Here is a 24666-nt window from a genome sequence, read left to right on the forward strand (position 1 = left end):
ATCAGATCAACGTGGGAATGGCTTCAAGCTGGTCAGATCTCCGGCGCCGGGTTGCACGCATCGGAGCTTCGCTTGATGTCGTCGTCCGGAGCGATCCGGAAGTCTGCGGCCTCAGTGGTTCTGGATATCACATCACCCTTCATCACAGTGGTTACGGGGATTGCACTGTTGGCGATCTCAGCTTGATCGACTGTCCCAACGAACTTGTTGTCACGGAATTTGAGCGATGGATGCGCGGGGCAGGCCACCCAGACATGTCATGAACGCTGACAAAATCCGTCCTCTTCGCGGGAGACAGGCCAAGAGAAAAGTGTTCAGCAAGGGACGTGCATCCCAACCGATGTCCATTGGTAGGCAATGTCTCGACGGCTTTCTACTGCTGAGCTTTGGTGCTGGTGCCTTCATCTTCCTGAGTTGGCTCCCTCAGAAACTCGACGCCATGGTGGTCGTGAGCGAAGCCATCGCCGACCTGATCCGCGGTCTCAGTCAGCTTCTTGAAGCAGCTTTGGGGCTGACGGCCGTGATCCTGATCGCCCTGCTGCTCGTGCTAGCGATCGTGGCGATCGTGGCAGGAACCAATCGCCTGTTCAGAGGATGCAACCGGCTGATGCGCAAAGCCGCCAATCAGCAGATAAGAACCAATCGCTCCAGGTCGAGGATCAGGCGTTGAAAGCCTGCTTTCCTCAGGGAGTGGGCACGCGCGGGGCCAGTGAACGCTGAACAATCCAAAGCTCCTCAAGGGTCAAGCCACCATCCGCATCCAGATCGAAGCTGGTGAAGTTGCGGTTGAGCCAGGGCAAAGCACGACATTCACTGCGATCCAACTGGCCATCGCCATTCCGATCCGCCTGACGGAAGCGTTGCTGAAGACGCCTTCCACTGGGATGGGGCGTTGAGGGTCTGAGATCCTCCAGGAGCAGGAAGCCCCGGGAATCACGCCGTTGCAGTCTGCGTTCGAGGTAAGGGTCACCCTTCACTTCACCAGTTTCCAGGCGACCATCGCCATTCACATCCATGCGAATAAACAGCGCTTCCATGCGCTGCCCATAGGTGTGAACGGGTCTGGACTCAGCCCACCCAGGAAGAACCGTGAGTGGAGTCATCAGGAGCCCAAACGCCCCGACCCTCAACGATGGCAGCGGAATGACCATCCGCTCAGGTTATGGGCAACCAGAGACCAAAGGGTGTCTAAGTGGTGACAGGACCCTGATCAGCTGTGACAGGGTCAGTCCCTGGGCGACAGGACGCGGTTGCATCCATACGATCAGGTCATCCTTACAGGACTGGACACAGTGGGACGCTCCTCGATGATCTGGGTGGTGGACGACGATCCTGAGCTGCGCCAGATGGTGGGCACCTATCTGATCGATCAGGGCTACGACGTCCGCAGCCTCAGTGACGTCAAACAGCTCGAGGCGAGGCTCGAGTTCCAGAGGCCCGACCTGATCGTTCTCGATCTGATGATGCCTGGAGACGACGGTCTCACAGCCCTTCGCCGTCTACGCGACGCGGGAGACGACCTGCCAGTGGTGATGCTGACAGCCCGGGGCGAGGGCGTTGACCGCATCATCGGACTCGAACAAGGAGCTGATGACTACCTCGCCAAACCCTTTCTGCCGAGGGAACTCTCCGCGCGGATCGAAGCCGTTCTACGGCGCCGCAGTTCCCTGCCGGCCGGAACCCCCCTGGCGGAGGGTGGCGATGTGGTGTTTGGCGAGAACGTGCTCGACCTTGCAGCCCGGACGCTCACCCGCGAGGGGAAACCGGTGGTGATCACCAGCGGGGAATTCAGTCTGCTGGCATCGTTTGTTCAGCACCCACACCGTCCGTTATCAAGAGAACGGCTGATCGAGCTGGCGCGAGGGCCCGGTTGTGACACGGATAGCCGAAGCATGGACGTTCAGGTCTCGCGCGTGCGCAAACTGGTGGAACCTGACCCCACACGTCCCCGCTATCTGCAGACCGTCTGGGGCTACGGATACGTGTTTGTGCCCGATGGTCAACCCCGCTCTCGCTGACTTTCTCCCATGCCGTCTCCGTCCTGGCAGAAGCGCATCAGCTCACTGCTGGGATGGGGAAGCCTGGCGCTCGGCAGCTCGGCCTTCTGTCTGCTTGTATTCCAGGCACTGTTTGGACGCCAGTTAGAGCAACTTCAGACCATTCAGCTTGGGCGCGACCTCGCCCTCAACGTCCGGCTCACAGAACTGGCCCTTGAGCGCTACCCACCCCATCTGGTGGGGGAACTGACTGGCTTGGATCTGGTCGTTACCGTGCGACCCAAAGCATCGACCTTGAATCCTTCCCCAGGCTTCAAGCGTCAGGCTGATGCACTGCAGAAGGAACTGTGTCAGCGGTTGTCCCACTGCCCGATGGTGTATCCCCAACGCGCTGCTGGGGATGAACGCAGCATCTGGATTGAGCTGATATCCCCCTTGGAGCCCATCTGGTTGAAGGTGGATGTGCCCTCGATGATGCGTTGGCCCCCAGAGCCCACCCTGCTGGGTCTGTCACTGGTTGGAGCGGGCATCATCTGCGGTGGGCTGTTCCTGCTCGTGGAGGTTGAGGCGCCTCTGAGAAGCCTGGAGAAGGCTCTCGCCAGGGTCGGAGACGGGGGTGGACCGGATGCTGTACCGGCTCGCGGTGCACCGGAAGTGCAACGTCTCACCAAACGCTTCAACGCCATGGTGCAGCGCCTGGCCACGAGTCGCCAAGAGCGAGCCACCATGCTGGCCGGTATTGCCCATGATCTGAGGGCACCGATCACGCGCCTTCAGTTCCGCCTCTCCATGCCCCAGCTCACGGCGGAAGACAGGGAGCGCTGCGCTGGAGATCTTCAATCCCTCGAGCGGATCACGGGGCAATTTTTATTATTTGCAGGAGGTGGTGACGGTGAAGCCTCCGTTGAGGTTCCGCTTGAGCAGCTGCTGGCGGAAGTGGCCAGCAGTCATCCAGCCGATCAACTGCACCTCGACCTCACGCCCTGTTCTCTGGCGGTGAAACCGGTGGCCCTCAGCAGGGCGGTCGCCAATCTCATCGACAATGCCTTCTCCTATGGGAAAGCCCCGGTGGTTCTGCGCCTGCGGGAGTTGAACGCACGCTGCAGCATCGAGATCTGGGACCAGGGTGAAGGCATGCCTGCCCACGAATGGGAGCAGGCGCTTCAGCCGTTTCACCGCCTTGATTCCTCACGCGGTCAACAAGGCCACTGCGGGCTCGGACTCGCCATCGTCTCCCATGTGGCGACTCTTCACGGAGGGCGCCTGGAGTGTCTGCAGGGACATCTCCATCCGGAAGAGCATCCACCAGGGCACTTCGCCATTCGTCTCAGCCTTCCTTGGCCTGGGGCTCGCAACGCCCCAGCCGCACCACAAAGCTGAGAAAAACATTGGCCCTGAAGAGGTGGCCCTCGATCTCAGTCACCAATGGATGAGAGGCTTTGCCAGACCATGGCGCACAAGGACAAAGACAAGGGAAAGCACAAGGGCCACGACAAGAAAAAAGACGGTGGAGACAAGCTTCCCGATCGTGTGTTGAACAGCCTTGCCGGTAGCGAGCACGACCTTGACAGTCCGGCGGAACTCCTCGACGACTTGCTGGAAGGTCGCAATCACAAGATCGAGCGGCTGAACAAAAAGCTGTACGAAGCGGATCTGGTGAAACTCCAGACCCAGCTTGTGAAAATGCAGTATTGGATCAAAGACACCGGTTACCGGATGATCGTTCTCTTCGAAGGTCGCGATGCGGCTGGAAAAGGCGGCACGATCAAACGGCTCACAGAACCCCTGAATCCCCGAGGCTGCCGTGTCGTCGCTCTGGGAACGCCAACCGAGCGCCAGAAAACGCAATGGTATTTCCAGCGCTACGTGGAACATTTCCCGGCAGCCGGAGAAATTGTGGTGTTCGATCGGAGCTGGTACAACCGTGCCGGCGTGGAACGGGTGATGGGCTTTGCCACTCCTGAACAGGTGGAGCAATTTCTTGATGATGTGCCTGAATTCGAACGCATGTTGGTGCGGAGCGGAATCCTGCTGCTGAAGTATTGGTTTTCGGTGAGCGACACGGAACAGGAGGCCCGTTTCCAATCGCGGATCGACGACCCGACCCGACGCTGGAAACTGAGCCCCATGGACCTGGAGGCCCGCAATCGTTGGGTGGAATTCTCCCAGGCGAAAGACGCCATGTTTAACCGCACCAACATTCCGGAGGCTCCCTGGTTCACCGTTGAAGCCGACGACAAGCGCAGAGCACGCCTCAACTGCCTGCGACATGTGCTGAGCAAGGTGCCCTGGGAAGACATGACCCCACCGGCGATCGAACTTCCACCGCGGCCGGAGCAGGGCAACTACAGCCGCCCACCGATCAACGAACAGTTCTTCGTGCCCAATGCCTACCCCTACACCTAAGGAATGGAGAGGCCGTTGCATGCCCCAAGACATCCCCGCGCAGGAACAGACACGCAAATGGTTCCGCAGCCATTTGCTCGGACGGGAGGTGGAGTTGCAGGATCTCTACGAACTCCCGCAGGGAGATCTCGATCTGTTGATGGCCGAAACGGCTGAAATCCGTTCAGACCCTGAAAACAGAGCCCGAAGCCATGGACGCTGGTGCACAGCCGGCTATGTACTGGAACTCTCCCGGATCATCGATGCACGACGTCTCAATCAGTAAGGGTCCCCCCATGAACGCTGCACAACGACTGCTGCCCCTCACGACGCTCTTGGTTCTCTTCAGTGGCACGGCCGCTCAGGCAGGGTCGGTGACCGTTGGCGGCGTCAGCGAGGCCATTGCCACCAACCGTGCCCTTGCCAAGGTTCCATCAGGCAAAACCGTGACGGACACAACCTGCGAAGAGATTGGAACCGCAGGGAATTCGAGCACTTATCGCTGCACGGTCACCTGGGAGTGAGCCCGCAACGCTGAGGTCCGGCGTTGTGTTCACGGTCAGCCCCCACCGCGGAGCTGGGCAAACCAGAATCCCGCGAGCTGCCAACTGGACCACAGGAAGATTCCAAGGAAGAGCCAATTCACCCACGCGGGGCGGTTCTTGTTCTCAAACATCGACAAGCTGATCAGCTCCCCCATTCTGTGCAAACACCGCCGGTTCAGACGGGGGAGTGAAGGGGTTGTTTGCGCTTGAGATCGTGCATCCCCTCGAGCTGCTGATGCACGGCTTTGAGCTGACGCTGAATGTGATCGCTTTGTGGCAGCGAACTCAGGGATGCCAAGGCATGCTCCACGTGGTGCTTGGCATCAATCAGCAAACGGCAGTCGAGGCTTCCAGGCTCGTAACTCATGGCACTCGCGAAACTCCTTTTATTCAGGCGCAGCCTGTTGAGATCGACTGTGTCAACCACAACGCTTTCGACCTGATCAAGGCTCCAGTCGCCCTCCAGATGCCTCGATCAGATTCCATGGGCGTTCAAGGCCTCCCTCAACACTCCAAACCCCAAGCTGGGCTGCTTTGGCTTCACGCTCAAAACGGGGGTAATCGAGGTCATTGCACTGCCCCAGATAACCGTCGTAGGCAAAGACAGCACCTTGCGTGAGAAGAGGTGTGGCGACATCGGCGCCAGCCTTGATCAATCGAGCCACAACCCTGCCGTACACATCCCTGGCACGCAGTTCCAGAACAACGCGGTTTCCAGGCTGAAGGGAGCGACGAAGCTGATCCGTGGCGTTTTGCGCCCAAGGTCTCTGCTCGGCGAGCGGTGCCTGAATGCAGGCCAGCCTGACAGCACGACCCTCACCGTCAAGCTCAACAAGCACTTCCTGGCCGTTGTTCACCGTTAGAACCGTGACCTCCTGACGGGGATGCGGGTCTGCGGCAACCGTCGTGGTGGGGAGCAGCGAACAGAGCGTCGCTGCAGCACCAAGAAGAATGGAATCCCGGATGCGCCCTCGTCGCGAACGTGCCATCAGCTCGGTACCGCCTCAACGTCAATGAACTCTCCCGACTCCATGGCCTGTGCTGTGAGGTATCGGAGTGTTCGGTTACGGATCAACTGAACCTCAATCGCATTCCAGGTGCCACCGATCACGCACCCCACCAGCGGAACCGTTTTGGTGACCAAAGCACGTTGACTCACCCTGCGCCCGAAGACTCGCGTCATCACCCCATTGATCAAGGCGAGACTGCGCTTGTTGATCAGCTTCAACACCATCTCACGGGTGGCCGTGTGAGCGGCCTTCAACCCAAGCTCCACACCCACTTGGCTGATCACACTGGAGCCGAAAATCGGGAACAGCAACTCATGGCGGGCGTTCTCACTCTCGAGGAAACCAGGAATTAAAAGCTCGGCAGCGCAGGCTGCAGCAAACAACTGGGTCCGCGTTGTGACCGACAGGTCTGCGAGGGCCCCAGCCACACTGAGCACTGGATTCGCGGCCAATCCCATCGCCGCTCCTGCTGAAATCACACGCAAGCGTGCGTCGCTGAACGCGTGTTCAGCGAGTTCGTAGGTCGTGGCATTCGGATAACGGCGACGCAGGTGATCCACTTCGCAACGAACTTTCTGGGCATCAAAACTGATGACCCAGTCGAGCAAGTCAGCAACTGAATTCAGCGCCAAAGAGACAGGCCCCCCGTCTCACAACCGATCGGGATCGACAAGGTTCAATCCTCAACGAACGAAGAGCATTTCCCGGTACGAGGGCAGGGGCCAGCGATCGTCGTCAACAAGATTCTCGAGGGCATCCACGGTCTCGCGAATCTGCTGCAGGCGGGGCAGCAGAACATCCGCACAGTGCGTCATGGCGGCGGCGGTGTCGCCGTTGTGCAACTGGTGTAACTCTCCGGCCAGCGCCGTTGCATGGTCATCCATACGCCCGTGCAGCTCAGCGATCTGATGGAGTACGCGGGTTTCGGGTTGAAGTCCGATCGACTGCTGCTGTTGCAGGCTGGATGCCAGAGCGCTCAGATGGTTTTGAACAGCGGGGCTGATCTGCGTGCGCACCATGGAGAGCGCCACCTTGGCCTCCACTTCAATCGCAAGGGTGTACTGCTCTCCATACACCTCGTAGCGGCTTTCCATCTCCACCGGCGAGATCACGCCATGCCGCTGGAACAGGCTTCGCACCTCTTCACGGCGCAGCACCGGCAGAGCTTCGGCGGTGTTGCGGAGATTTTCGAGACCACGGTCGTCGGTGGCTTCGCGATGCCAGGCGTCGGAGTAGCCATCACCGCCGAACACGGCGGCGCCATGCTGATTCATGATCTGCCGAATCACGGACGCCGCTGACTGCTCGAGACTCTGGCCCGTGCCCATCTCCGCTTCAAGGCGATCGCTGATCCATTCGAGGGAATCAGCCATCACGGTATTCATGGCCACGAGGGGCCCTGCGACTGACTGACCAGAGCCAACAGCACGGAATTCAAACCTGTTTCCGGTGAAGGCGAAGGGAGACGTGCGGTTGCGATCTCCGGCATCTTTGGGGAATTCCGGAAGGGTATCCACGCCCAAGCGCATCACCCCGCCGTTGGAACTTCCTGTGGCCTCTCCGCGCTGGATCTGTTGGAAGACCTGCTCCAGCTGCTGTCCGAGGTAAACGGAAATAATCGCCGGGGGAGCTTCGTTCGCGCCGAGGCGATGGTCATTGCCTGCCGTAGCCACAACAGCACGCAACAGAGGGCCATGACAGTGCACACCGCGGATCACGGCAGCACAGAACAACAGGAACTGAAGGTTGTCGTGAGGTGTACGGCCGGGATCCAGAAGATTCCCCTGGGTGCTGTTCCCAACGGACCAGTTCACATGCTTTCCGGAGCCGTTGATTCCGGCGAACGGCTTTTCATGAAGCAGGCAGGTGAAGCCATGGCGCTTGGCGGTGCTGCGCAGCGTTGTCATGATCAGCTGCTGATGGTCCGTCGCCACATTGGCGGCTTCGTGAACCGGCGCGATCTCGAACTGGCCGGGAGCGACTTCGTTGTGACGCGTCTTGGCTGGAATCCTCAGTCTGTAGAGCTGACTCTCCACGTCTTGCATGAACACCTGCACGCGTTCCGGAATCGCTCCGAAATAGTGGTCGTCAAATTGCTGACCCTTGGGTGATGCCGCACCGAACAAGGTGCGACCGGCAAGAAGTAGGTCGGGCCTGAGGGTGGCGAACTGGGTGTCAACGAGGAAGTATTCCTGCTCAGCCCCGCAGGAGCTGTTCACCGGTGCCACCTCATCATTGCCAAGCAGGTGAAGCAACCGCTTCGCCTGGCGATTCATGGCGGCATTCGAGCGCAACAGCGGCGTTTTCTTGTCGAGCGCCTCGCCGGTCCAGCTCACAAACACGGTGGGGATGCAGAGCGTCACGCCATTGGGGGTGCGCATCAAATAAGCCGGACTGGTGATGTCCCAGGCCGTGTAACCCCGGGCTTCGAAGGTGGAGCGGATGCCTCCATTGGGAAAGGAGCTGCCGTCAGGCTCCCCCTGCACAAGAAGCTTCCCTGAGAACTCATGGATCGCCTGCCCATCACCCTGCGGACTGATGAAGCCGTCATGCTTCTCCGCGGTGGAGTTGGTGAGCGGATAGAAAACGTGGGCGTAGTAATGGGCACCCTGGGACACAGCCCAGTCCTTCATCGACTGGGCCACCACATCGGCAACAGCAAGATCGAGACGCCCACCGTCACGAATCACGCGTCGAACCGCTTTGTAGGACTCCTTCGGAAGAGCACTTTTCATGCGCGCAAGCGTGAACACGTCGCTGGCCCAGATCTCTTCAAGAGGTTGCGCAGGTGCACAGTCCACGGGCGTGCGCTGCTGGATGGCCTGAAGAGCAGCCAGACGGGCGGGATGGGGCATGGTGCAAGAAACCGCAGGGCAGCGGGATGAAGCTCGTTAACCCGACGCTAAGCCGCCGTCAGCCGAACGGCAGGAAGCCGCAGGCTGGTGAGCCAAGAGAGCAACACCAACACTGATGACGTCCAGAGGCAGGCCTGCATTCCCGAGCTGGGCGTCCCGCCGATCAGAAACACCGCTCCGGACAGCAGCGTTCCAACCAGACGACCGGCCGCATTCGCCATGTAATAGAAGCCCACGTTGAGGCTCACACTCTCCGCATCCGTGTAAGCCAACACCATGTAGGAGTGGATGGAGGAGTTCATGGCAAACACGACTCCGAAGGCGGCCAGACCACCCACGATTGCCACAGTCACATCGACCTCACGCAACAGAGCGATGGCAATCAATGCAGGAATCGCGGTGAGCACCGCGCTCCAAAACTGCACAGCCGATGCCCCAGGACTTTCACGCTGTCCCCAGAGGCGACGCAGTCCTGGCGCCGTGCCCTGCACGATGCCGTAACCGATCACCCAGAGGCCGAGAAAGCCGCCGATTTCCCAGAATCCCCAGCCAAGGGAAGCTTCGAGAAACACAGGCAGTGCCACCACAAACCACACATCGCGGGCACCGAACAGGAAGAACCGAGCGGCAGAAAGCACATTGATGCCCTCACTCTTGGAAAACAGAGAGGAAAACGCCGGTTTGGCCTTCATCTTGCCGATCTCGCCCGGCAACACCAGGGTGACGAGAAAAGCCAAGGCAAGACCTGCAGCCATCCAGGCCACAGCAGCATTGAAGCTCAAGGCTGTCAGCAACACACCCCCGAGGAAAAATCCAACACCCTTCAGGGCATTTTTCGAGCCGGTGAGAATGGCCACCCATTTGAACAGTTGCTTTTCACCCTTCTGAGCATCATCCGGCGTTTCCGGAACCACCGTTTTGATTGCGCTCTTCGCGCTCATCTTGTTGAGATCTTTGGCAATCCCACTGATCGCCTGAGCGACCATCACGTACACCACGCTCAGCAGCTTCGGCCAGGATTCCGCGACGGGAACCAGCATCAACAACGCCAAAATTTGCAGAAGCGTGCCCACCCAGAGGGTGAGCCGCAATCCATAACGCGCTCCGATCCAACCTCCATAGAGATTGGTGAGAACCCCGAAGAACTCGTAGAAGAGAAACAGGAAGGCGATCTCAAGAGTGGAGTATCCGAGCTCGTGGAAATGGAACACAACCAACATGCGCAAGGCGCCGTCGGTGAGCGTGAACGCCCAGTAGTTGGCGGTCACGATTCCGTACTGCTGCAGAGCGGAGAGCTTCACGCGTCCAGCCCCACCACGTGACAGGTGAGGTCTGCCATCCGGCAGCTGTAGCCCCACTCATTGTCGTACCAGGCGAACACCTTCAACTGGTTGTCGTCGACCACCATCGTCGACAGGGCATCGATGATCGAACTGCGGTTGTCGTTGGTGTAATCGCACGACACCAAGGGGCGCTCCTCGTAGCCCAGGATTCCCTTCAACGCGCCCTCTGAGGCGGCCTTGAACGCGGCATTCACCTGCTCGACGGTGACGGTCTGCTTGAGCTCGAACACCGCATCGGTGAGCGATCCATTCAGAAGTGGCACCCGCACGGCATGGCCGTTGAGCTTGCCCTTGAGTTCGGGGAAGATCATGGCAATCGCCTTGGCGGAGCCCGTGGTGGTGGGGATCAGGGATGTGAGGCCGGAGCGGGCCCGGCGCAGATCGCTCTTGAACGCATCGATCGGCACCTGGGTGTTGGTGATGTCGTGAATGGTGGTGATCATTCCGTGCTCGATGCCGAAGCTCTCGTGCACCACCTTCACCACGGGAGCGAGGCAGTTGGTGGTGCACGAGGCAGCCGTCACCAACTTGTGCCGCTCAGGCTCATAAAGGTCGTGATTGATGCCGTAAACGATGTTGAGTGCCTCCTCGCCGGCCACTTCACCCTTCACCGGACAGGCCACCACCACCCGTTTCAGCCCCACCTGCTCGAAATAGGGCGTGAGGGTCTCTGGCGTTTTGATTTTGCCGCTGGCCTCGAGCACCATCTCCACCCCGCGCTCCGTCCAGGGCACGGCTGTGGGGTCTTTCTCGCTCGACCAGGTCAGTGGTGATCCCTCCACGGAAAAACCATTTGCATCGCTGGTGATGTTGCGATCCCAGCGTCCATGCACTGAGTCGAACTCCAGGAGGTGAGCGGCGGTCGCAGCATCACCGGCGGGGTCATTCACATGCACCAGCTCGATGCCGGGGCGTCCCCACAGCGCTCTGAACACGAGGCGACCGATTCGCCCGAAGCCATTGATGCCGATCCGCATGGAGGTCTGCCGTGCATTCACCAAATAAACTTGATCAATCACGTGCCATCCCGCAAGTGCCTGGATCACACGAGGCGTTGTGCAAGCACCGCTAACGTTTTTCCAATAGCACGCCTCGCCGATGCCATCCATCGAGGCCAAGCACCGCTCTCTCGATGCAGCGCAGGCCTGCAGCCTCCTCAAGGCCTTGTCGGATCCCCTCCGCCTTCAGGTTCTTGAGCAGCTCTCCACAGGAGAACGCTGCGTCTGCGATCTCACCAGTTCCCTCGCGCTCTCCCAGTCGCGCCTGTCCTTCCACCTCAAGGTGATGAAGGAGGCGGGTCTCCTCAGCGACCGCCAAAGCGGGCGGTGGGTGTATTACCGGATCAGGCCGGAGTCACTGAATGCCTTGCAGGGCTGGCTCCAAGACCTCACCCACTCCTGCCAAACCCCGGCCAGCAGCTGCGCTGAATAACTGCGATGGAGCACTCCACTCACGATGCACGGCTGTTTTTCCCGGCTACGCAACGCAATGTGCAAGCGATCGGAGACGTGCTGGCCGACTCCCTCCCTTCCGCAGGACTCATTCTCGAACTGGCCAGCGGGTCGGGGGAGCACGGCGTTGCCTTCCAACAACGATTCCCCAGAATCACCTGGCAGTGCAGCGACCCAGAGCCCGACCACTGCCGCAGCATCAGCGCCTGGATTGCCCACGCGGGACTGACCTCTTCCATGCCACAACCTCTGGCTTTGGATGTGTGTGCACCCAACTGGGTGCAGGATCTGCCAACAGCACCAGCGATGGTTGTGGCGGTGAACCTTTTGCATATCTCGCCATGGGAGTGCACGCGGGCCCTGATGCAGGGCTCAGCGCGTCAGCTGTTACCCGGCGGTCGACTCTTGATCTACGGGCCATTTCGCCTTGAAGGGAAGCATGTGAGCGCAAGCAACCAACTGTTCGACACATCGCTGCAGGAACGCAATTCCAGCTGGGGGGTGCGCGATCAAGAGGCCGTGATCGAGGAAGCCCAAGGGGCAGGACTGTCGCTTCAAGACATCCGCTTGATGCCGTCAAACAACAGAATCATCCTTTTCGAGCGCTGAAAACCGAGGCTTTGGATGGAAAGCACACTGATACAGGGCTTGGGCTTTGTGCTCGTCGTGCTGGCCTGCACGGCCAATGATTCCCTGCAGACCCTCGGAACATTCCTGGTCAGCAACCGGGGACGAACACCACTCTGGCTGCAAGTGCTCTGGATCTGCTTGGCAACGGCAGCAATCCTGATGTTCGGATGGATCCGCTATCACGGCGATCCGGCCTGGGATCGCTTGGGATCATTCCCTCCCCCGGAGGCATTCAGCTGGTTTTATCTGATCCCACCGCTCACGATTGCAGCATTGACCTGGTGGGGAGCTCCGATCGGAACTTCGATTCTGGTGCTGTCTGCATTTGCACCGATGCAGACCACTGCGCTGGTGAAGACATCAGCACTGGGGTATCTGCTCGCCCTGGTGATCAGCTTGCTTCTCTATGGCCTGGGGCTCTGGCTGCTGGAGAAACGGTTCAGCCGCAGCACTGAGCCCTCTTCAACTGCGCTGCCGAAACGCTGGCTGATCCTGCAGTGGTTCAGCACAGCTTGGCTGTGGTGTCAGTGGATGATTCAAAACGCCGCCAGCCTGTATGTGTATCTGCCGAGGCGACTGAGCCTCGAGGAACTGTTGTTAAGCATTGCCGTGATCTGCGCGGCCCTCGCCCTGATCTTTGCCTGGGGAGGTGGACCGATCCAATCCATCATTCGCCGCAAGATCAACATCCACGACATCCGATCCGCAACATTGATCGACCTTGTATTCGGAATGATTTTGTTCACCAGGGCGCTCAGCATGTCGATGATTCCCCTCAGCACCACCTGGGTGTTCCTTGGCTTATTGGCCGGTCGAGAGTTGGCCCTGGTGGCACGCCTGCATCAAGCGTCGCCTGGGCAAGCCATCAAGCAGCTGGTGAGAGATCTGTTCAAAGCCAGCGTCGGCGTTGGCGTGAGTATCGCTGTGGCGTCGTCTCTGCAACTGGTCTTGATGTGAGGCCTGCGTTACTCCGGTCCCCGGAGCACGCATCAAGTCACCCCGCAGATACCCCAGAGTCACCCACAAGTTGCTCTGCAGTCACTCTGAGCTAAGATCCAAGCATTCAGCCGTCCCGCTCCATGGCCGTCCCCCGGGAAAACCAGGTGAAGCTGACGGTCTCCGTTCCGCCGAGCCTGCACGTCTTATTGCGCAGCTGGGCTCTCTGCGAGGGGCGAGAGCTCACCAGCGTTGTTTTGCAGTGCGTTGAGTTGTCGGTGCGCCAACTGAAAAGCAACGGGTCCATTCCTGCGGGTGCGATCCGCAATTACGAGATGGCTTGCGAAGAGCGCCTCACCGCTGGCGGAGCACTGTCATGACCTTGATGCAAGCCACCCTTGAGCAGGCCTTGTTGGCCCCGTGCATGGAGGCGGTGATCGCCGTGACCGAGCGGTATCAGTTTCTGGAGGATCACCAGGGTGCACGCGTGTTCACCGCCTACCGGGAGATCGACCACGTGATCCAGCTGGGCTTCAGTGAAGACCTTGGGGGACAGACCCTCGACCTGGAAAATCGCGGATTTCAACTCCTGGAAGCGCGGGAGGGAACCCGACGGGAACATCGCCTGCTGATGCTCACATTGAAAGAAATCGGTTACGCGCCCCACTACAACCCTGAGTTCTTCCAGGCTTCAAAAGGCCTGCTACGCCATCTCAGAAATCTGGGATGGCCGCTCGGCGAGCTTGCTCAGCTGCTCAAAAGCCAACGCACGCACTAATCACGCCGACGGCGGCGGATTCCGCGACCGATGAAATCACAATCCAAGGGGGACAGTTCCCCGATTCGGCAAGCTTGATCCAGCACGGCTTGCCGCTGCGATGGAGTCTGGGCATCGTGCTTTTCGAGAACATCCCTCACCGCGGGTGTGATCAGGCGCTGGCGCTGAAGCTCATCCAAGCTTTGGGCCCACGCAGTCGCGCTCCATCCTTGGCCATCAGTGCTGATCAGCACCCCCACCATCAGCAGCAGCCAGCGCAAGCGCATCAGCATCTCGCCACGGGTCAGAAGGTCTCTCCGATGCCTGGGCCATACCAACCGTCAGGCCAGAAATCATCGTCGTAATCCACACTCCACTGATTTTTGGGAATCGGTCCCGATGTCGGTTGGGTGCCATCCAGACAGCCATCCGCCGTGGTGAAGCCACTGGAAAACGCTTCACAGGTCACAGGGTCCTGCTGCGCCAGGGCTGGCAACACATGAAGAACCGCGGCCAAAGCCACAACGACAATGCGCATGCCCGATCTCATCACTGCTGGGATTCTGATGGGCGTCAGGTCCAAGTGAGCTGTGTCTGCAACTCCAGACCTGCCCAACGCTGGAGGGCACCCCACGAGCGAACCCGCTGCTCGATCCAGTGGTGACCGGCACTGTTGAGGTGAATCCCATCGGGCTCAATCCAGCCAAGCCAACCCGGCTCTGCCTGCATGGCTGCGTGGAGAGGCAAAAAAGGAACATCCACCTCAAGACAGGCCTCTTCAATCTGAGCTTCATGCACAGCGATGTCGTGGTTGCTGTACCAGAGGCAGTCGGCAAACGGCATCACCTGTTCATCCACTGCCGAGAGGCCAAGTACAAACACCTGGGTACGCGCTGTCATGGCGTGCAGCAACTGTTCGTACCCGAAGCGCAAGGCCTGAGCCTCGAGCGGCTGCCGGCCGTCGGCACGACCAACCCTGGCTGAATCGTTAAGCCCCACGGCCAGCAGCAAAGCCTTCGGCTGTTGGCGTCGAAGCTCACCACGACAGGCCCACTCCGCTTCCCATCGTTGCGACACCGACTCCAGACCGTCACCACGAATCCCCAGTGGATAGATCACCGGTGCATCGGGCAGCGCCATCCAGGCACGCCGTAAGCGCTCGCACCAGCCACCCCCCTCGGTGTCTCCCCAACCGACCACGCCGCTGTCACCAATCACCACCAGTTGACGGGGATGGCGCATGGATTCCGTCGCTCACATCGGGTGATCAGCTTTGCAGCCAGCGGGTCCGGCATTGATCGCTGAGCCACTCCCCGAGCAGGGTGATCAGGGCATAGGCCCCAATCAACACCACAACAGCATCCCAGTGAAAGGAGCTGAGCGATTCCAGTAATTGCCAACCCAGTCCACTGCCACCGATCAGGCCCACCACAACCGTCTCCCGCAGAATCACATCCGTGCGATAGGCCCCGTAAGCCAGATACCCAGGGCTGCGCGGCGTGAACAGGCCATAGAGCCAGCCGAGCCGTGCTGACGCTCCAGAGGTGGCCATGGCCTGTTGTTGATCAACAGACTGCTGCTCCAGTTCTTCGCGCAACAGACGTCCCATCACCCCGCCGTTGTGCAATCCAAGCGCCAGCGCACCGATCGCAAGGGTTGGACGGTTGCTGAGCAGCAGAAGCAACACGGTCAGCGGTGGGGGGATGAGACGCAGCAGCGCCCAGGCAGGATTGAGAGCCACCTGCCAAAACCGCGAGGGGGCCAGCAACATCGCCAGTGGGGGGAGGCCAATCGCAATCCCAGCAGCCAGCACGGTGAGCAGGAGCGTCTCAACGATCAGCGGCAACCAGGGAAGCTCTGCAGCTGCTTGCGTAAGACCGCGCCAGTCCGGCAGCGCCAGTCCTTGCCAAACGACAATTCCTGAATCCGGCAGCAGCACCTGCAGCCAGAGGCCTCCTGCCATCCCCGCCACAATCACCCCCGCAAGGAAGAGACACAGGCGTCGCTGGCCAGCCTGGGCCTTGCGGGTTTGACGTCGCCAAAGCGTGAGCAGCAGCTCGAGAGCAACACTGAGGAGTCCCAGCATCCACAGCCCACTCCAGAGCTCTCTGAACTGAAGCGACTGCAGGCTGAGCTGCAGATCAGTGCCCAGGCCTCCCAAGCCAAAAACGCCCAAAAGCGTGGCACTGCGCAGAGCACACTCCAGGCGGTAGCCGCCATAACTCATCAACACGGTGCCCATTGCGGGAGACAGTGCCGTGAAACAGGCGGCCAGGGGGGGTGCACCACCCTGCAACAGAGCCTGAAGCCTGGTTGGATCGAGCGCCTCCAGCTGATCACGCCACACCCGAGCCACCAGGGCCGCATAGGGAATCGTGATCGCTGCGACCGCCACCGCAGGATGCAAGCCAAGAACCTGAAGGAGCAGCAGTCCCCAGATCAGTTCGTGCACCGATCGAGGCAGTGCCAGGGAGCGACGCAGAATCAATGCTGGCCAGGTTGGCCAATTCCACGTTTGCAACAGCCGTTCTGAGGCACAACAGCCAAGCAGCACCCCAAGAACCAAGCTGAGGCTCCAGCCAGCCAGAGCCATCGCCAGCGTGACCTGCAGCGCACTGAACAGAGCTGTGAGCAGCGCTGGGTCCAGGGATGGATGCACTGCTGCCGCGAGACATGTCAACAAGATCTCCACGCCGCCGGCATGAAGTCCGGCAACAACGGTGATCAACACCGGCAGCAAGGCCAGAGCTGGCAGCAGGGCAAGCGCGGGTGCACTGGGCCGGGGCAACGCCATCACAGTGCGTAGAGATCCTCAAGGTCTGCAGGCATCACAGCGGTCGCCGGAGCGTCGATGCGCAAACGTCCTTCGCGCAGGGCGAGAACTCGATCAAAACGATGGATCAAATCCGGGCGATGCAGCGACACCACCACCGCTTGCGCACCATGGATCAGGGAGCCATCGGCGTTCTTCTCCAGAAGGCGATCGAGCACTTCAGCGGCAATGGCTGGATCCAGGCTGGCCAGGGGCTCATCAGCCAAAAGCAGAGACGGTTGTTGCCGGAACAATCGGGCCAGAGCAACCCGTTGCCGTTGACCACCCGATAGCTGCTGGACGGGGCGATCCAGACCTTCGGGAGCCAGAACCTGAGGATCCAATCCAGCCTGACGCAAGCACTGCAAACAAGGCGCTGCACCGATGGTGAACAGAAGATTCGCCAGCGCCCAGGGCAGTCCACGCCGGCCCAGCACGCCGGCATTGATGTTCTGGCCAACACTGAGCTCCTCAATCAAGCGCAGGTCCTGCCAAAGGGTGCCGATTTCACAGCGCTGACGGCGCGTGCGCTGCCGAAGACTCTTGCCGCGCCAGAGGACCGTTCCCTGGTGCGGAGTCAGGCTGCCATTGATCACGGAAATCAGTGAGCTCTTTCCGGCACCGCTGGGCCCCAGAAGGGCCACGCGCTCACCGCGATGGATGCGCAACGACAGGTTGAAGAGCCGGTCTCTCCGAGAGCCGGCCAACCGCACCTGTTCAAGCTGGAGCAGAGAACTCAACGAATCTTGCCGAGCTGGCGACCCACCGTCTCGATCGGCTTGTACTGGCTGGCCTCGGCGGGAATGAAGCGCTTGGCAGCAAACAGTTCAAGAATCGTGGCCTGGCGAGGGGTGGATGGCTGAATGGCCAGAATCGCCTTCTGCAGGCGCGTTGTGAATCCCGAACCAAAGCGTTGATCCAGATCAGGGCGTGCCACCCAGTGGTAATCCACATACTCAGGGGTTCGCCAGATCACGCGCACCTTGTCGGTGTTCACCCGCCCCTGCTTGAGCGCCGACGTCCACACCTGCTCGTTCAGGGCACCTGCCTGGTAGGCCCCGCTTTGCACCAAGGCGATGGTGGCGTCATGACTGCCACTGAAGCCGGCCCGTCCCCCACTGAACTGACTGGGTGAGACGCCGGCTTTCGCCAGGAAATGCTGAGGCATCAACCGTCCAGACGTTGAACTCTCCGAGCCAAAGGTGAATCGCTTTCCGCGCAGACTGGTGAGACCGTTAATCGACTGAATCGGCTGAAGATCCGCTGAGGTATTGGCAATGAACACACTGCGGAAGCGGGCGTCAATATCCCTCTGCGCCAAAACCTTGGCCCCAGACGTCTGAAGCCGCGCCTGAACACCGGTCAAACCTCCAAACCACACCAGATCGAGGCCTCCGGTCCGAAAGGCACTCACAGCGGCCGGGTAGTTGCTGACGGGTACGTAGCGAACGGTCACCTTCAGACGATCGCTGAGCTCATCGGCAAGCTGTCCGTAGAGACGATTCAAACGCTCGGGGTTCTGATCAGGGATGGCGCCGACGCGCAGCGCCGGTTTGGCAATCGACGGCAGAACCGACACTCCCTGGCAGAGAAGCAATGCCAATAAGGCGACGGCCCCACGTTCTCGGCTGGGCATGGGTGAGCTGGAATGAAAAGGGAAGAGCAGCAAGCTGCAGGCGTTAACCAGCCTTGAGCAAGCGATTGAGGCGATGCAAGCCATCAGTGATCGTCTCACGCGACACCGCACAAGACAGTCGAATGCAGCGGTCATCACCGAAGGCCGCGCCAGGAACGATCGCCAACCCTTCCTCTTCAAGGGCCCTGCGGCAGAAGTTCATGGAATCGCCACAACCGTCAGGCAGCTGAGGGAATGCATAGAACGCGCCTTGGGGCGGCACCAAGGTGATTCCGTCCATCGCCTGCAGGCCTGACACGAGAAAGGATCGGCGGCGGTTGTAGCTCTCAGCCATCGTCTGAACGCAGTCCCGAGGACCCGTTAGCGCAGCAACAGCCCCCTGTTGGGCAAAACTGCAGACATTGCTGGTGCTCTGGCTCTGGAGTGCCGAAGCCGCTTTAATCACGGATTCGGGCCCGCTGAGATACCCCAAGCGCCAGCCGGTCATCGCCCACCCCTTGGCGAAGCCGTTCACCATGAAGCAGCGGTCTTGCAGATCAGGAGCAAGGGAGGCAAAGCTGTGGTGGGTGACGCCGTCTTCGAGGAGGTACTCATAGATCTCGTCGCTCATGACCACGAGCCGCGGGTGACGACGCATTAACTCCGCAATCGACAGAAGTTCATCGCGGCTGAGCACCCGGCCTGTGGGATTGCCAGGAGAATTGATGACCAGCACCCGCGAGGCCGGCGTGATCGCGGCGTCAAGCGCATTGAGATCAAGGCGGAAGCCGTCGGCGGCCGACGACGGAACCGCAACCGGACGGGCACCAGCGAGGCGGGCGATCTCCGGATAACTGAGCCAGTACGGCGCAGGAATCAACACCTCGTCGCCTGGGTTCAGCAGAACCTGGAACAGGTTGTAGATCGCCTGCTTCCCGCCGTTGGTGACCAGAACCTCGGCCGCTGACGTTGGAATTCCGTTCTCGCTGGTGATCTTGTTGGCGATCAGCTCACGCAGATGGGGATCCCCGGCGGCAGGACCGTAACGGGTCATGCCGTTTCTCAAGGCCTCAACGGAAGCCTCCACGATGAAATCGGGAGTATCGAAATCAGGCTCACCGGCGCTGAGGCTGCAGATGTCGCGACCCTCCTTCTGCAGGGCCTTGGCCCGAGCGCTGATCGCCAGCGTGAGCGAAGGCTGCAGGGCTTCGGCCCGGCTGGATAGAGAGAGCGGGCGTGACATCGGCGCGGCACCCCTCCAGTGGATGCGCAGGTACGAAAGTCCTCATCCTGCCTGATGTGGTGTCACAGACAACCAAGCACGGATGCAAAAGGGCCGTCCTCCCAGGGAGCAGCATGGAGAGATGCACAGCTCAAAGCCCTCTGTCAGCTGGGTCCTGGCCGCGCGGGACCCTCACAAGCTGGCGAATTTTTATGCAGGACTTCTTCAGACCGAAGCCCAAACGGGACTGGCGGACCACCACTGGATCGTTCCCTTGCCGTCGGGAGGGTCGCTGCAGATCTACACGCCCTCGAGGCATCGGCCCTGGCCGGCCTCAGGCGCTGTGCTGGCACCTTGTCTGCAGCGGGTCACCTGCCACAACCCCCTTGAAGACCTTCGCTGCTGGAGAGCTGAGGTCCTCGCCATGGGCGGATCCAGCCCGGAGGAACCCCGCCAGGAATCCTTCGGCGCAGAGTGCTGGTTAACGGATCCCGAGGGGCAGCGCTTTTTGCTTCTGGTCACGCAAGCAAAGGAACCAACCGAGGAGGCGATGTGAACGCGCTCGACGCCTTGAAAAGCCAATGTGCAGCTTGCCAGTGCTGTGATCTCGCGTATCACCGGAATCAGGTTGTGGTCGGTAGAGGGAATCCAGGGGCCGATCTGATGCTGATCGGCGAAGCACCCGGAGCCGACGAGGACAGCCAAGGGCTTCCCTTCGTTGGCCGCTCAGGCCGCCTTCTCAGTGAACTCCTCGAGGCAGCAGAACTGGATGAAGAGCAAGACCTCCACATCTGCAATGTGATCAAGTGCAGGCCACCCAACAATCGAAAGCCCACGTCCAACGAAATCAAGCAGTGCAGACCCTGGCTGGAGGAACAGATTGCCTTGGTGAATCCTTCCTTGGTGCTCTTGGCAGGGGCGACGGCCCTGCAGGCTTTGCTGGGGATCAAAAGTGGAATCAGCAAGCTGAGAGGCCAATGGCATGAGCAGGAGGGCAAGGCCTTCATGCCGGTGTTCCATCCCTCCTATCTCCTGCGATTTGGATCGCGGGAAGAGGGTTCTCCCCGTGCCCTCACCCTCCAGGATTTTCAGGAGGCGAAACGCAGGCTCAGCGCACTGAGGGGATAGTTATGCGATGGTTTGGCCAAGGTCCCTGAACGATCCATGACCGGCACCCTGGCCACCGCTTCTCAGACCGGCAACGACACCGCTCGGAATCAGCGCTACGACACGGTGATCCATCGACGCCGGACCCGCACCGTGATGGTGGGTGACGTGCCGATTGGCAGTGAGCATCCGGTCGCCGTTCAGTCGATGATCAATGAAGACACCCTCGATATTGAGGGTGCTGTTGCCGGCATCCGCCGACTTGCTGATGCCGGCTGCGAGATTGTTCGCGTCACCACACCCTCCATGGCGCACGCCAAGGCCATGGGAGACATCCGCGCCGCTTTGAGAGCGCAAGGCTGTGGTGTTCCCCTCGTTGCCGACGTGCACCACAACGGCATCCGCATTGCCCTCGAAGTCGCGAAGCACGTTGACAAGGTGCGCATCAATCCAGGGCTGTTTGTGTTCGACAAACCCGACCCGGGTCGGCAGGACTTCAGCCGTGAGGAATTCGAAGCCATCGGTCGACGCATCAAAGATGACTTCGCTCCTCTTGTGGAGGTGCTCAAGACGCAGAACAAGGCCCTGCGCATTGGCGTGAACCATGGATCCCTAGCCGAACGCATGTTGTTCACCTACGGCGACACGCCCGAGGGAATGGTGGAATCCGCCATGGAATTCGTGCGTCTCTGCGATGAACTCGACTTCCACAACATCGTGATTTCGATGAAAGCCTCCCGCGCTCCGGTGATGTTGGCGGCATACCGCCTGATGGCCGACACTCTGGATCGCGAGGGCTTCCACTACCCCCTTCACCTTGGCGTGACCGAAGCGGGTGACGGCGACTACGGACGCATCAAGAGCACCGCCGGGATCGCCACGCTTCTGGCAGAGGGCCTCGGGGACACAATCCGGGTGTCACTCACCGAAGCACCCGAAAAAGAAATTCCTGTCTGCTTCTCAATCCTGCAAGCCCTGGGATTGCGCAAAACGATGGTGGAATACGTGGCGTGCCCAAGCTGCGGTCGCACTTTGTTTAATCTTGAGGAGGTGCTTAATCAGGTGCGGGATGCCACATCCCACCTCACCGGTCTCGACATCGCCGTGATGGGTTGCATTGTGAACGGCCCAGGCGAGATGGCAGATGCTGACTACGGTTATGTGGGAAAAACCCCTGGAATCATCTCCCTGTACAGGGGGCGTGAAGAGATCCGCAAGGTGCCGGAAACCGAAGGGGTTGAAGCACTGATCCAGCTCATCAAGGACGATGGACGCTGGGTGGATCCCGCCTGATGTCGTTACTCTGAAGAATCAGTCCTTCAGGACGTTATGCCCACTCCCCGCATGAGCACTGAGCCGTCCAATCGCAAAGGCTTGCTGCTGATTCTTGGTGCCGGAGGCATTGCAGCCGCCGTGGCAATCGCGGCACCGGGTCTGGGCCTACCCAGTACAACCTCGTCGTCGATCACCGACAGCCCGAAAGAGGTCATCGACCAGGTTTGGCAAATTGTTTACCGCGATTATCTGGATTCCACGGGTCAGTATTCACCGGAACGCTGGACAAGTCTGCGCCGCGACTTGCTGAACAAGAGTTATGCAGGCACCGACGAATCGTATGAAGCGATTCGGGGGATGCTGGCCAGCCTTGACGATCCCTACACGCGCTTTTTGGACCCGAAAGAGTTCAAACAGATGCAGATCGACACCTCCGGTGAACTCACCGGGGTTGGCATTCAGATCACGCTCGACAAAGACACCAAAGAAATCGTAGTGGTGTCTCCGATCGAAGGAACCCCAGCATCGAAAGCCGGTGTTCAACCCAAGGACGTGATCGTTTCGATCGATGGCGAATCCACCAAGGGGATGACCACCGAGGACGCGGTGAAGCTGATCCGCGGCCAGGAAGGGAGTGAAGTTACCCTCGGACTGCGCCGCAAGGGGGAAGTGGTCACGGTTCCCCTGAAGCGAGCACGCATTGAAATCAACGCTGTCGAGAGTCGGCTGAACACAGGGTCCGATGGCACCAAGGTCGGGTATATCCGTCTGAAACAGTTCAATGCCAAAGCCTCCCGGGAGATGAGAACTGCCATCCGGGAGCTTGAGAAACAGGGTGCCCAAGGATTTGTTCTCGATCTGCGCAGCAATCCCGGCGGCCTCTTGGAGGCGAGTGTGGACATCGCTCGCCAATGGTTGGACGAAGGCACGATCGTCAGCACCAAAACACGCGACGGCATTCAGGACGTGCGTCGCGCCACAGGCAGTGCGGTCACCGACCGCCCCGTCGTGGTGCTTGTGAACGAGGGATCCGCCAGTGCCAGTGAAATTCTCTCGGGTGCCCTGCAGGACAACAACCGTGCTGTGCTGGTCGGTCAGAAAACCTTCGGCAAGGGTCTTGTGCAGTCGGTCCGGGGACTCTCCGATGGTTCAGGACTCACTGTCACGATTGCCAAATACCTCACCCCGAAAGGCACAGACATCCATAAAAACGGGATCCGCCCCGATGTTCCCGTCGAACTGAGCGAAGAGGAAATTCAATCGCTCACTGTTGAACAGCTGGGGACGGGGAAAGACAGTCAGTACAGAACGGCAGAGACCACGCTGATCAAGGCCCTGCGCTCTCCGGAGAGGGGCCAGGCCTACCGGCCTGGCAGCGCCAATCTGCAATCAGCTCTTCGGCGGTAGGGATAGAGACCGAAACCCTCCTGCTCACTGCGACTGCCGCCGAAACGCGGTCGCTCACTGGCGGGAACAACGGCTGAATAAGGAGAGGTGGGCCTTGTTTCTCGAATCCGGCTCACCATCGTTTTGCAGCCACCAGCGGCACGAATGGCTTGATCAACCCGGCTGAGAGGAATGCGCTGTCCCCACTGAGAATCCCAACCCCAGGCATCACCCTGACGACTCAGCATGGTGAGCGCCTGATGACGGCTGAGCTGTCCCTCACGCAAAAGGCAAGTCACCGTGGCCAAAGAGGCCAGTTGCAAAGAGGAGGTCTGGCCAGCGGGGGACAGCACGGGGCGTGAACGGCGAGGTACCAGCACCGGTGCCGTTGGCACACCGATGCCGGCCGGAAAACCGCCAGCGGGCATGGCCACGGGCAGGCCGCTTCCGCCACCGGCGAACTGGCCGAGCGCGGCCATGGCAAGTTGCATGAGAACTGAATTCATTCGATCAAGAGGACAAAAGAACAGGGTGAGCAGGTAGGCAGTGCAAACGCCTAAACACGAATCTGCGATCCGCAATACCGGTCAAACAGCCGGAGAACCTGCTGGGGAGGAAGCTTTGCCGTGTACCTGGCTTCCAGCTCCGCCAGTTGCTGATTCCGGGGGTAGGCACGCATGGAACGAAATTCGGAGGGGTGATTGCGCATCAGAGCGGCCGCCATCGAACGGTGATGCCGCTGGTCGGTGATCGGTCCACCAGCGCACGTCTGCATGCGATGGGTGGCTTCATGGGCCAGGGTGTCCCACACCTGAGAGGGTGTCTGATGCGATCGGCAGACCACGAGGGTGTCACTTCTGGGGTGGTACAGGCCCTGCAAACCGCGACGGGAACAGTCCTGCTGAACAACACGCACCCCGGCGCGGGTCAGCCTTCCCCGCAGGGCATCAATGGCTTCCCAGGATGTCGCGTGAGCGGGCAGAACACCCAGAACAACTACAGAAACACCGCCGAACCAAAGGGCCAGACACCTTGAAGGCATGGTGAGGGACCGCAACAAGGGACCCATCCACCCTCGGACGATGCATTAAAAAAACCATCACCCAACTGGGTGATGGTTCTGACGGAATATGACTGACCCGTGAAAAGCGAACGGTTCAGGCGATCGGTTGCATCAAGCCACCGCCAGGGCTCGAATCATCATCGTCGTTTTGGGAATCGTCTTGCCACAAGGCATAAACACCAAGGGCGGCAGCTCCAACAAGGCTCGACAGCAGGCCAAGGGAGCCCGCGGAACTGATCGGATCGATGAATTCGCCCATGGTTCCCTTTATCTGAGA

General features: G+C 60.0%; 33 protein-coding genes. 16 read left to right on the forward strand and 17 right to left on the reverse strand.

Features of this window, described 5'->3' with window-relative positions:
- Positions 1-17 precede the first annotated feature (17 nt).
- Both KQ296_RS04185 and KQ296_RS04190 read left to right on the forward strand, forming a co-directional pair.
- Positions 18-263, forward strand: coding sequence for a hypothetical protein (locus tag KQ296_RS04185; protein ID WP_259726361.1), 246 nt, complete (start codon positions 18-20; stop codon positions 261-263).
- Positions 260-670 carry a hypothetical protein gene (locus KQ296_RS04190; protein WP_041428532.1) on the forward strand — a complete coding sequence of 137 codons (411 nt, stop codon included), beginning with the start codon at positions 260-262 and terminating at the stop codon, positions 668-670. The genes KQ296_RS04185 and KQ296_RS04190 overlap by 4 nt, the downstream gene beginning before the upstream one ends.
- A gap of 13 nt (positions 671-683) precedes the next feature.
- On the opposite strand, the gene KQ296_RS04195 is transcribed toward KQ296_RS04190, so the two are convergent.
- The gene (locus KQ296_RS04195; protein WP_011933352.1) at positions 684-1151 is read right to left on the reverse strand and encodes an EF-hand domain-containing protein; all 468 of its coding nucleotides are present in this window, start codon (positions 1149-1151) and stop codon (positions 684-686) included.
- Between the two features lie 156 nt (positions 1152-1307).
- Between KQ296_RS04195 and KQ296_RS04200 the strand changes: the two genes are divergently transcribed.
- From KQ296_RS04200 to KQ296_RS04220, 5 genes are all read left to right on the forward strand, one after another.
- Positions 1308-2018 (forward strand): response regulator, encoded by a 711-nt coding sequence (locus KQ296_RS04200; RefSeq protein ID WP_041428534.1) that lies wholly within the window; start codon positions 1308-1310, stop codon positions 2016-2018.
- 9 nt (positions 2019-2027) lie between these two features.
- On the forward strand, positions 2028-3377 hold the full coding sequence (locus tag KQ296_RS04205; protein WP_011933354.1) for an ATP-binding protein: 1350 nt from the start codon (positions 2028-2030) through the stop codon (positions 3375-3377).
- Positions 3378-3446: 69 nt separating this feature from the next.
- Positions 3447-4403 carry a polyphosphate kinase 2 gene (ppk2, locus tag KQ296_RS04210; protein WP_011933355.1) on the forward strand — a complete coding sequence of 319 codons (957 nt, stop codon included), beginning with the start codon at positions 3447-3449 and terminating at the stop codon, positions 4401-4403.
- A 19-nt stretch (positions 4404-4422) separates the two neighbouring features.
- A complete protein-coding gene (locus KQ296_RS04215; RefSeq protein WP_011933356.1) occupies positions 4423-4668 on the forward strand; it encodes a hypothetical protein in 246 nt (81 codons plus the stop codon).
- Between the two features lie 10 nt (positions 4669-4678).
- Positions 4679-4906 (forward strand): hypothetical protein, encoded by a 228-nt coding sequence (locus KQ296_RS04220; protein ID WP_011933357.1) that lies wholly within the window; start codon positions 4679-4681, stop codon positions 4904-4906.
- 196 nt (positions 4907-5102) lie between these two features.
- On the opposite strand, the gene KQ296_RS04225 is transcribed toward KQ296_RS04220, so the two are convergent.
- The 6 genes from KQ296_RS04225 to KQ296_RS04250 all read right to left on the reverse strand — a co-directional run bounded on the left by KQ296_RS04225 (position 5103) and on the right by KQ296_RS04250 (position 11112).
- Entirely contained in the window at positions 5103-5354 is a 252-nt protein-coding gene (locus tag KQ296_RS04225) for a hypothetical protein (protein WP_370593909.1), read from the reverse strand.
- A gap of 16 nt (positions 5355-5370) precedes the next feature.
- Positions 5371-5916, reverse strand: coding sequence for a thermonuclease family protein (locus tag KQ296_RS04230; protein WP_011933360.1), 546 nt, complete (start codon positions 5914-5916; stop codon positions 5371-5373).
- A complete protein-coding gene (locus KQ296_RS04235; protein WP_259726362.1) occupies positions 5916-6545 on the reverse strand; it encodes a hypothetical protein in 630 nt (209 codons plus the stop codon). The genes KQ296_RS04230 and KQ296_RS04235 overlap by 1 nt, the downstream gene beginning before the upstream one ends.
- 75 nt (positions 6546-6620) lie before the next feature.
- Positions 6621-8792: a glutamine synthetase III gene (locus tag KQ296_RS04240; protein ID WP_011933362.1), complete on the reverse strand. Its 2172-nt coding sequence runs from the start codon at positions 8790-8792 to the stop codon at positions 6621-6623.
- A 47-nt stretch (positions 8793-8839) separates the two neighbouring features.
- Complete coding sequence (gene arsJ / locus KQ296_RS04245; protein WP_011933363.1) at positions 8840-10093, reverse strand: organoarsenical effux MFS transporter ArsJ; 1254 nt, start codon at positions 10091-10093, stop codon at positions 8840-8842.
- The gene (locus KQ296_RS04250; protein WP_011933364.1) at positions 10090-11112 is read right to left on the reverse strand and encodes an ArsJ-associated glyceraldehyde-3-phosphate dehydrogenase; all 1023 of its coding nucleotides are present in this window, start codon (positions 11110-11112) and stop codon (positions 10090-10092) included. Before KQ296_RS04250 ends, arsJ begins: the two co-directional genes overlap by 4 nt.
- Positions 11113-11233: 121 nt before the next feature.
- Here KQ296_RS04250 and KQ296_RS04255 point away from each other — a divergent pair, with 121 nt between their 5' ends.
- The 5 genes from KQ296_RS04255 to KQ296_RS04275 all read left to right on the forward strand — a co-directional run bounded on the left by KQ296_RS04255 (position 11234) and on the right by KQ296_RS04275 (position 13930).
- Positions 11234-11566: a helix-turn-helix transcriptional regulator gene (locus tag KQ296_RS04255; protein WP_011933365.1), complete on the forward strand. Its 333-nt coding sequence runs from the start codon at positions 11234-11236 to the stop codon at positions 11564-11566.
- A gap of 5 nt (positions 11567-11571) precedes the next feature.
- Complete coding sequence (locus KQ296_RS04260; protein WP_011933366.1) at positions 11572-12195, forward strand: DUF938 domain-containing protein; 624 nt, start codon at positions 11572-11574, stop codon at positions 12193-12195.
- 15 nt (positions 12196-12210) lie between these two features.
- Entirely contained in the window at positions 12211-13173 is a 963-nt protein-coding gene (locus KQ296_RS04265; RefSeq protein WP_011933367.1) for a hypothetical protein, read from the forward strand.
- 122 nt (positions 13174-13295) lie between these two features.
- Positions 13296-13532: a hypothetical protein gene (locus KQ296_RS04270; RefSeq protein WP_006041641.1), complete on the forward strand. Its 237-nt coding sequence runs from the start codon at positions 13296-13298 to the stop codon at positions 13530-13532.
- On the forward strand, positions 13529-13930 hold the full coding sequence (locus KQ296_RS04275; protein ID WP_011933368.1) for a hypothetical protein: 402 nt from the start codon (positions 13529-13531) through the stop codon (positions 13928-13930). Before KQ296_RS04270 ends, KQ296_RS04275 begins: the two co-directional genes overlap by 4 nt.
- Here KQ296_RS04275 and KQ296_RS04280 read toward each other — a convergent pair.
- The 7 genes from KQ296_RS04280 to KQ296_RS04310 are packed head-to-tail and all read right to left on the reverse strand — an operon-like array spanning position 13927 to position 19579.
- Positions 13927-14202: a hypothetical protein gene (locus tag KQ296_RS04280; RefSeq protein ID WP_011933369.1), complete on the reverse strand. Its 276-nt coding sequence runs from the start codon at positions 14200-14202 to the stop codon at positions 13927-13929. The two genes, KQ296_RS04275 and KQ296_RS04280, sit on opposite strands and share 4 nt — an antisense overlap.
- A gap of 11 nt (positions 14203-14213) precedes the next feature.
- Positions 14214-14447 carry a hypothetical protein gene (locus KQ296_RS04285; RefSeq protein ID WP_011933370.1) on the reverse strand — a complete coding sequence of 78 codons (234 nt, stop codon included), beginning with the start codon at positions 14445-14447 and terminating at the stop codon, positions 14214-14216.
- Positions 14448-14482: 35 nt separating this feature from the next.
- Positions 14483-15151, reverse strand: a complete 669-nt coding sequence (locus KQ296_RS04290) for a GDSL-type esterase/lipase family protein (RefSeq protein ID WP_011933371.1) — start codon at positions 15149-15151, stop codon at positions 14483-14485.
- 25 nt (positions 15152-15176) lie between these two features.
- A complete protein-coding gene (locus KQ296_RS04295; RefSeq protein WP_011933372.1) occupies positions 15177-16703 on the reverse strand; it encodes an ABC transporter permease in 1527 nt (508 codons plus the stop codon).
- The gene (locus KQ296_RS04300; RefSeq protein WP_041428538.1) at positions 16703-17461 is read right to left on the reverse strand and encodes a phosphonate ABC transporter ATP-binding protein; all 759 of its coding nucleotides are present in this window, start codon (positions 17459-17461) and stop codon (positions 16703-16705) included. The genes KQ296_RS04295 and KQ296_RS04300 overlap by 1 nt, the downstream gene beginning before the upstream one ends.
- Positions 17458-18357 (reverse strand): putative selenate ABC transporter substrate-binding protein, encoded by a 900-nt coding sequence (locus KQ296_RS04305; RefSeq protein WP_011933374.1) that lies wholly within the window; start codon positions 18355-18357, stop codon positions 17458-17460. Before KQ296_RS04305 ends, KQ296_RS04300 begins: the two co-directional genes overlap by 4 nt.
- Before the next feature lie 43 nt (positions 18358-18400).
- Complete coding sequence (locus KQ296_RS04310) at positions 18401-19579, reverse strand: pyridoxal phosphate-dependent aminotransferase (RefSeq protein WP_011933375.1); 1179 nt, start codon at positions 19577-19579, stop codon at positions 18401-18403.
- A gap of 121 nt (positions 19580-19700) precedes the next feature.
- Between KQ296_RS04310 and KQ296_RS04315 the strand changes: the two genes are divergently transcribed.
- The 4 genes from KQ296_RS04315 to KQ296_RS04330 are packed head-to-tail and all read left to right on the forward strand — an operon-like array spanning position 19701 to position 23347.
- Positions 19701-20114 (forward strand): VOC family protein, encoded by a 414-nt coding sequence (locus tag KQ296_RS04315; RefSeq protein WP_041428858.1) that lies wholly within the window; start codon positions 19701-19703, stop codon positions 20112-20114.
- Positions 20111-20686, forward strand: a complete 576-nt coding sequence (locus tag KQ296_RS04320) for a uracil-DNA glycosylase (protein ID WP_011933377.1) — start codon at positions 20111-20113, stop codon at positions 20684-20686. Before KQ296_RS04315 ends, KQ296_RS04320 begins: the two co-directional genes overlap by 4 nt.
- A 36-nt stretch (positions 20687-20722) precedes the next feature.
- On the forward strand, positions 20723-21958 hold the full coding sequence (gene ispG, locus KQ296_RS04325) for a (E)-4-hydroxy-3-methylbut-2-enyl-diphosphate synthase (protein WP_011933378.1): 1236 nt from the start codon (positions 20723-20725) through the stop codon (positions 21956-21958).
- Between the two features lie 36 nt (positions 21959-21994).
- A complete protein-coding gene (locus KQ296_RS04330; RefSeq protein WP_011933379.1) occupies positions 21995-23347 on the forward strand; it encodes a S41 family peptidase in 1353 nt (450 codons plus the stop codon).
- Here the strand turns inward: KQ296_RS04330 and KQ296_RS04335 are convergent.
- The 3 genes from KQ296_RS04335 to KQ296_RS04345 all read right to left on the reverse strand — a co-directional run bounded on the left by KQ296_RS04335 (position 23302) and on the right by KQ296_RS04345 (position 24648).
- A complete protein-coding gene (locus KQ296_RS04335; RefSeq protein WP_259726364.1) occupies positions 23302-23832 on the reverse strand; it encodes a hypothetical protein in 531 nt (176 codons plus the stop codon). The genes KQ296_RS04330 and KQ296_RS04335 overlap by 46 nt on opposite strands.
- 50 nt (positions 23833-23882) lie before the next feature.
- On the reverse strand, positions 23883-24368 hold the full coding sequence (locus KQ296_RS04340) for a hypothetical protein (RefSeq protein ID WP_259726365.1): 486 nt from the start codon (positions 24366-24368) through the stop codon (positions 23883-23885).
- Positions 24369-24483: 115 nt separating this feature from the next.
- The gene (locus KQ296_RS04345; RefSeq protein WP_011933382.1) at positions 24484-24648 is read right to left on the reverse strand and encodes a hypothetical protein; all 165 of its coding nucleotides are present in this window, start codon (positions 24646-24648) and stop codon (positions 24484-24486) included.
- Between the last annotated feature and the right edge of the window lie 18 nt (positions 24649-24666).

The organism is Synechococcus sp. CS-197 (assembly GCF_025128215.1).
Classification (GTDB): domain Bacteria; phylum Cyanobacteriota; class Cyanobacteriia; order PCC-6307; family Cyanobiaceae; genus Synechococcus_C.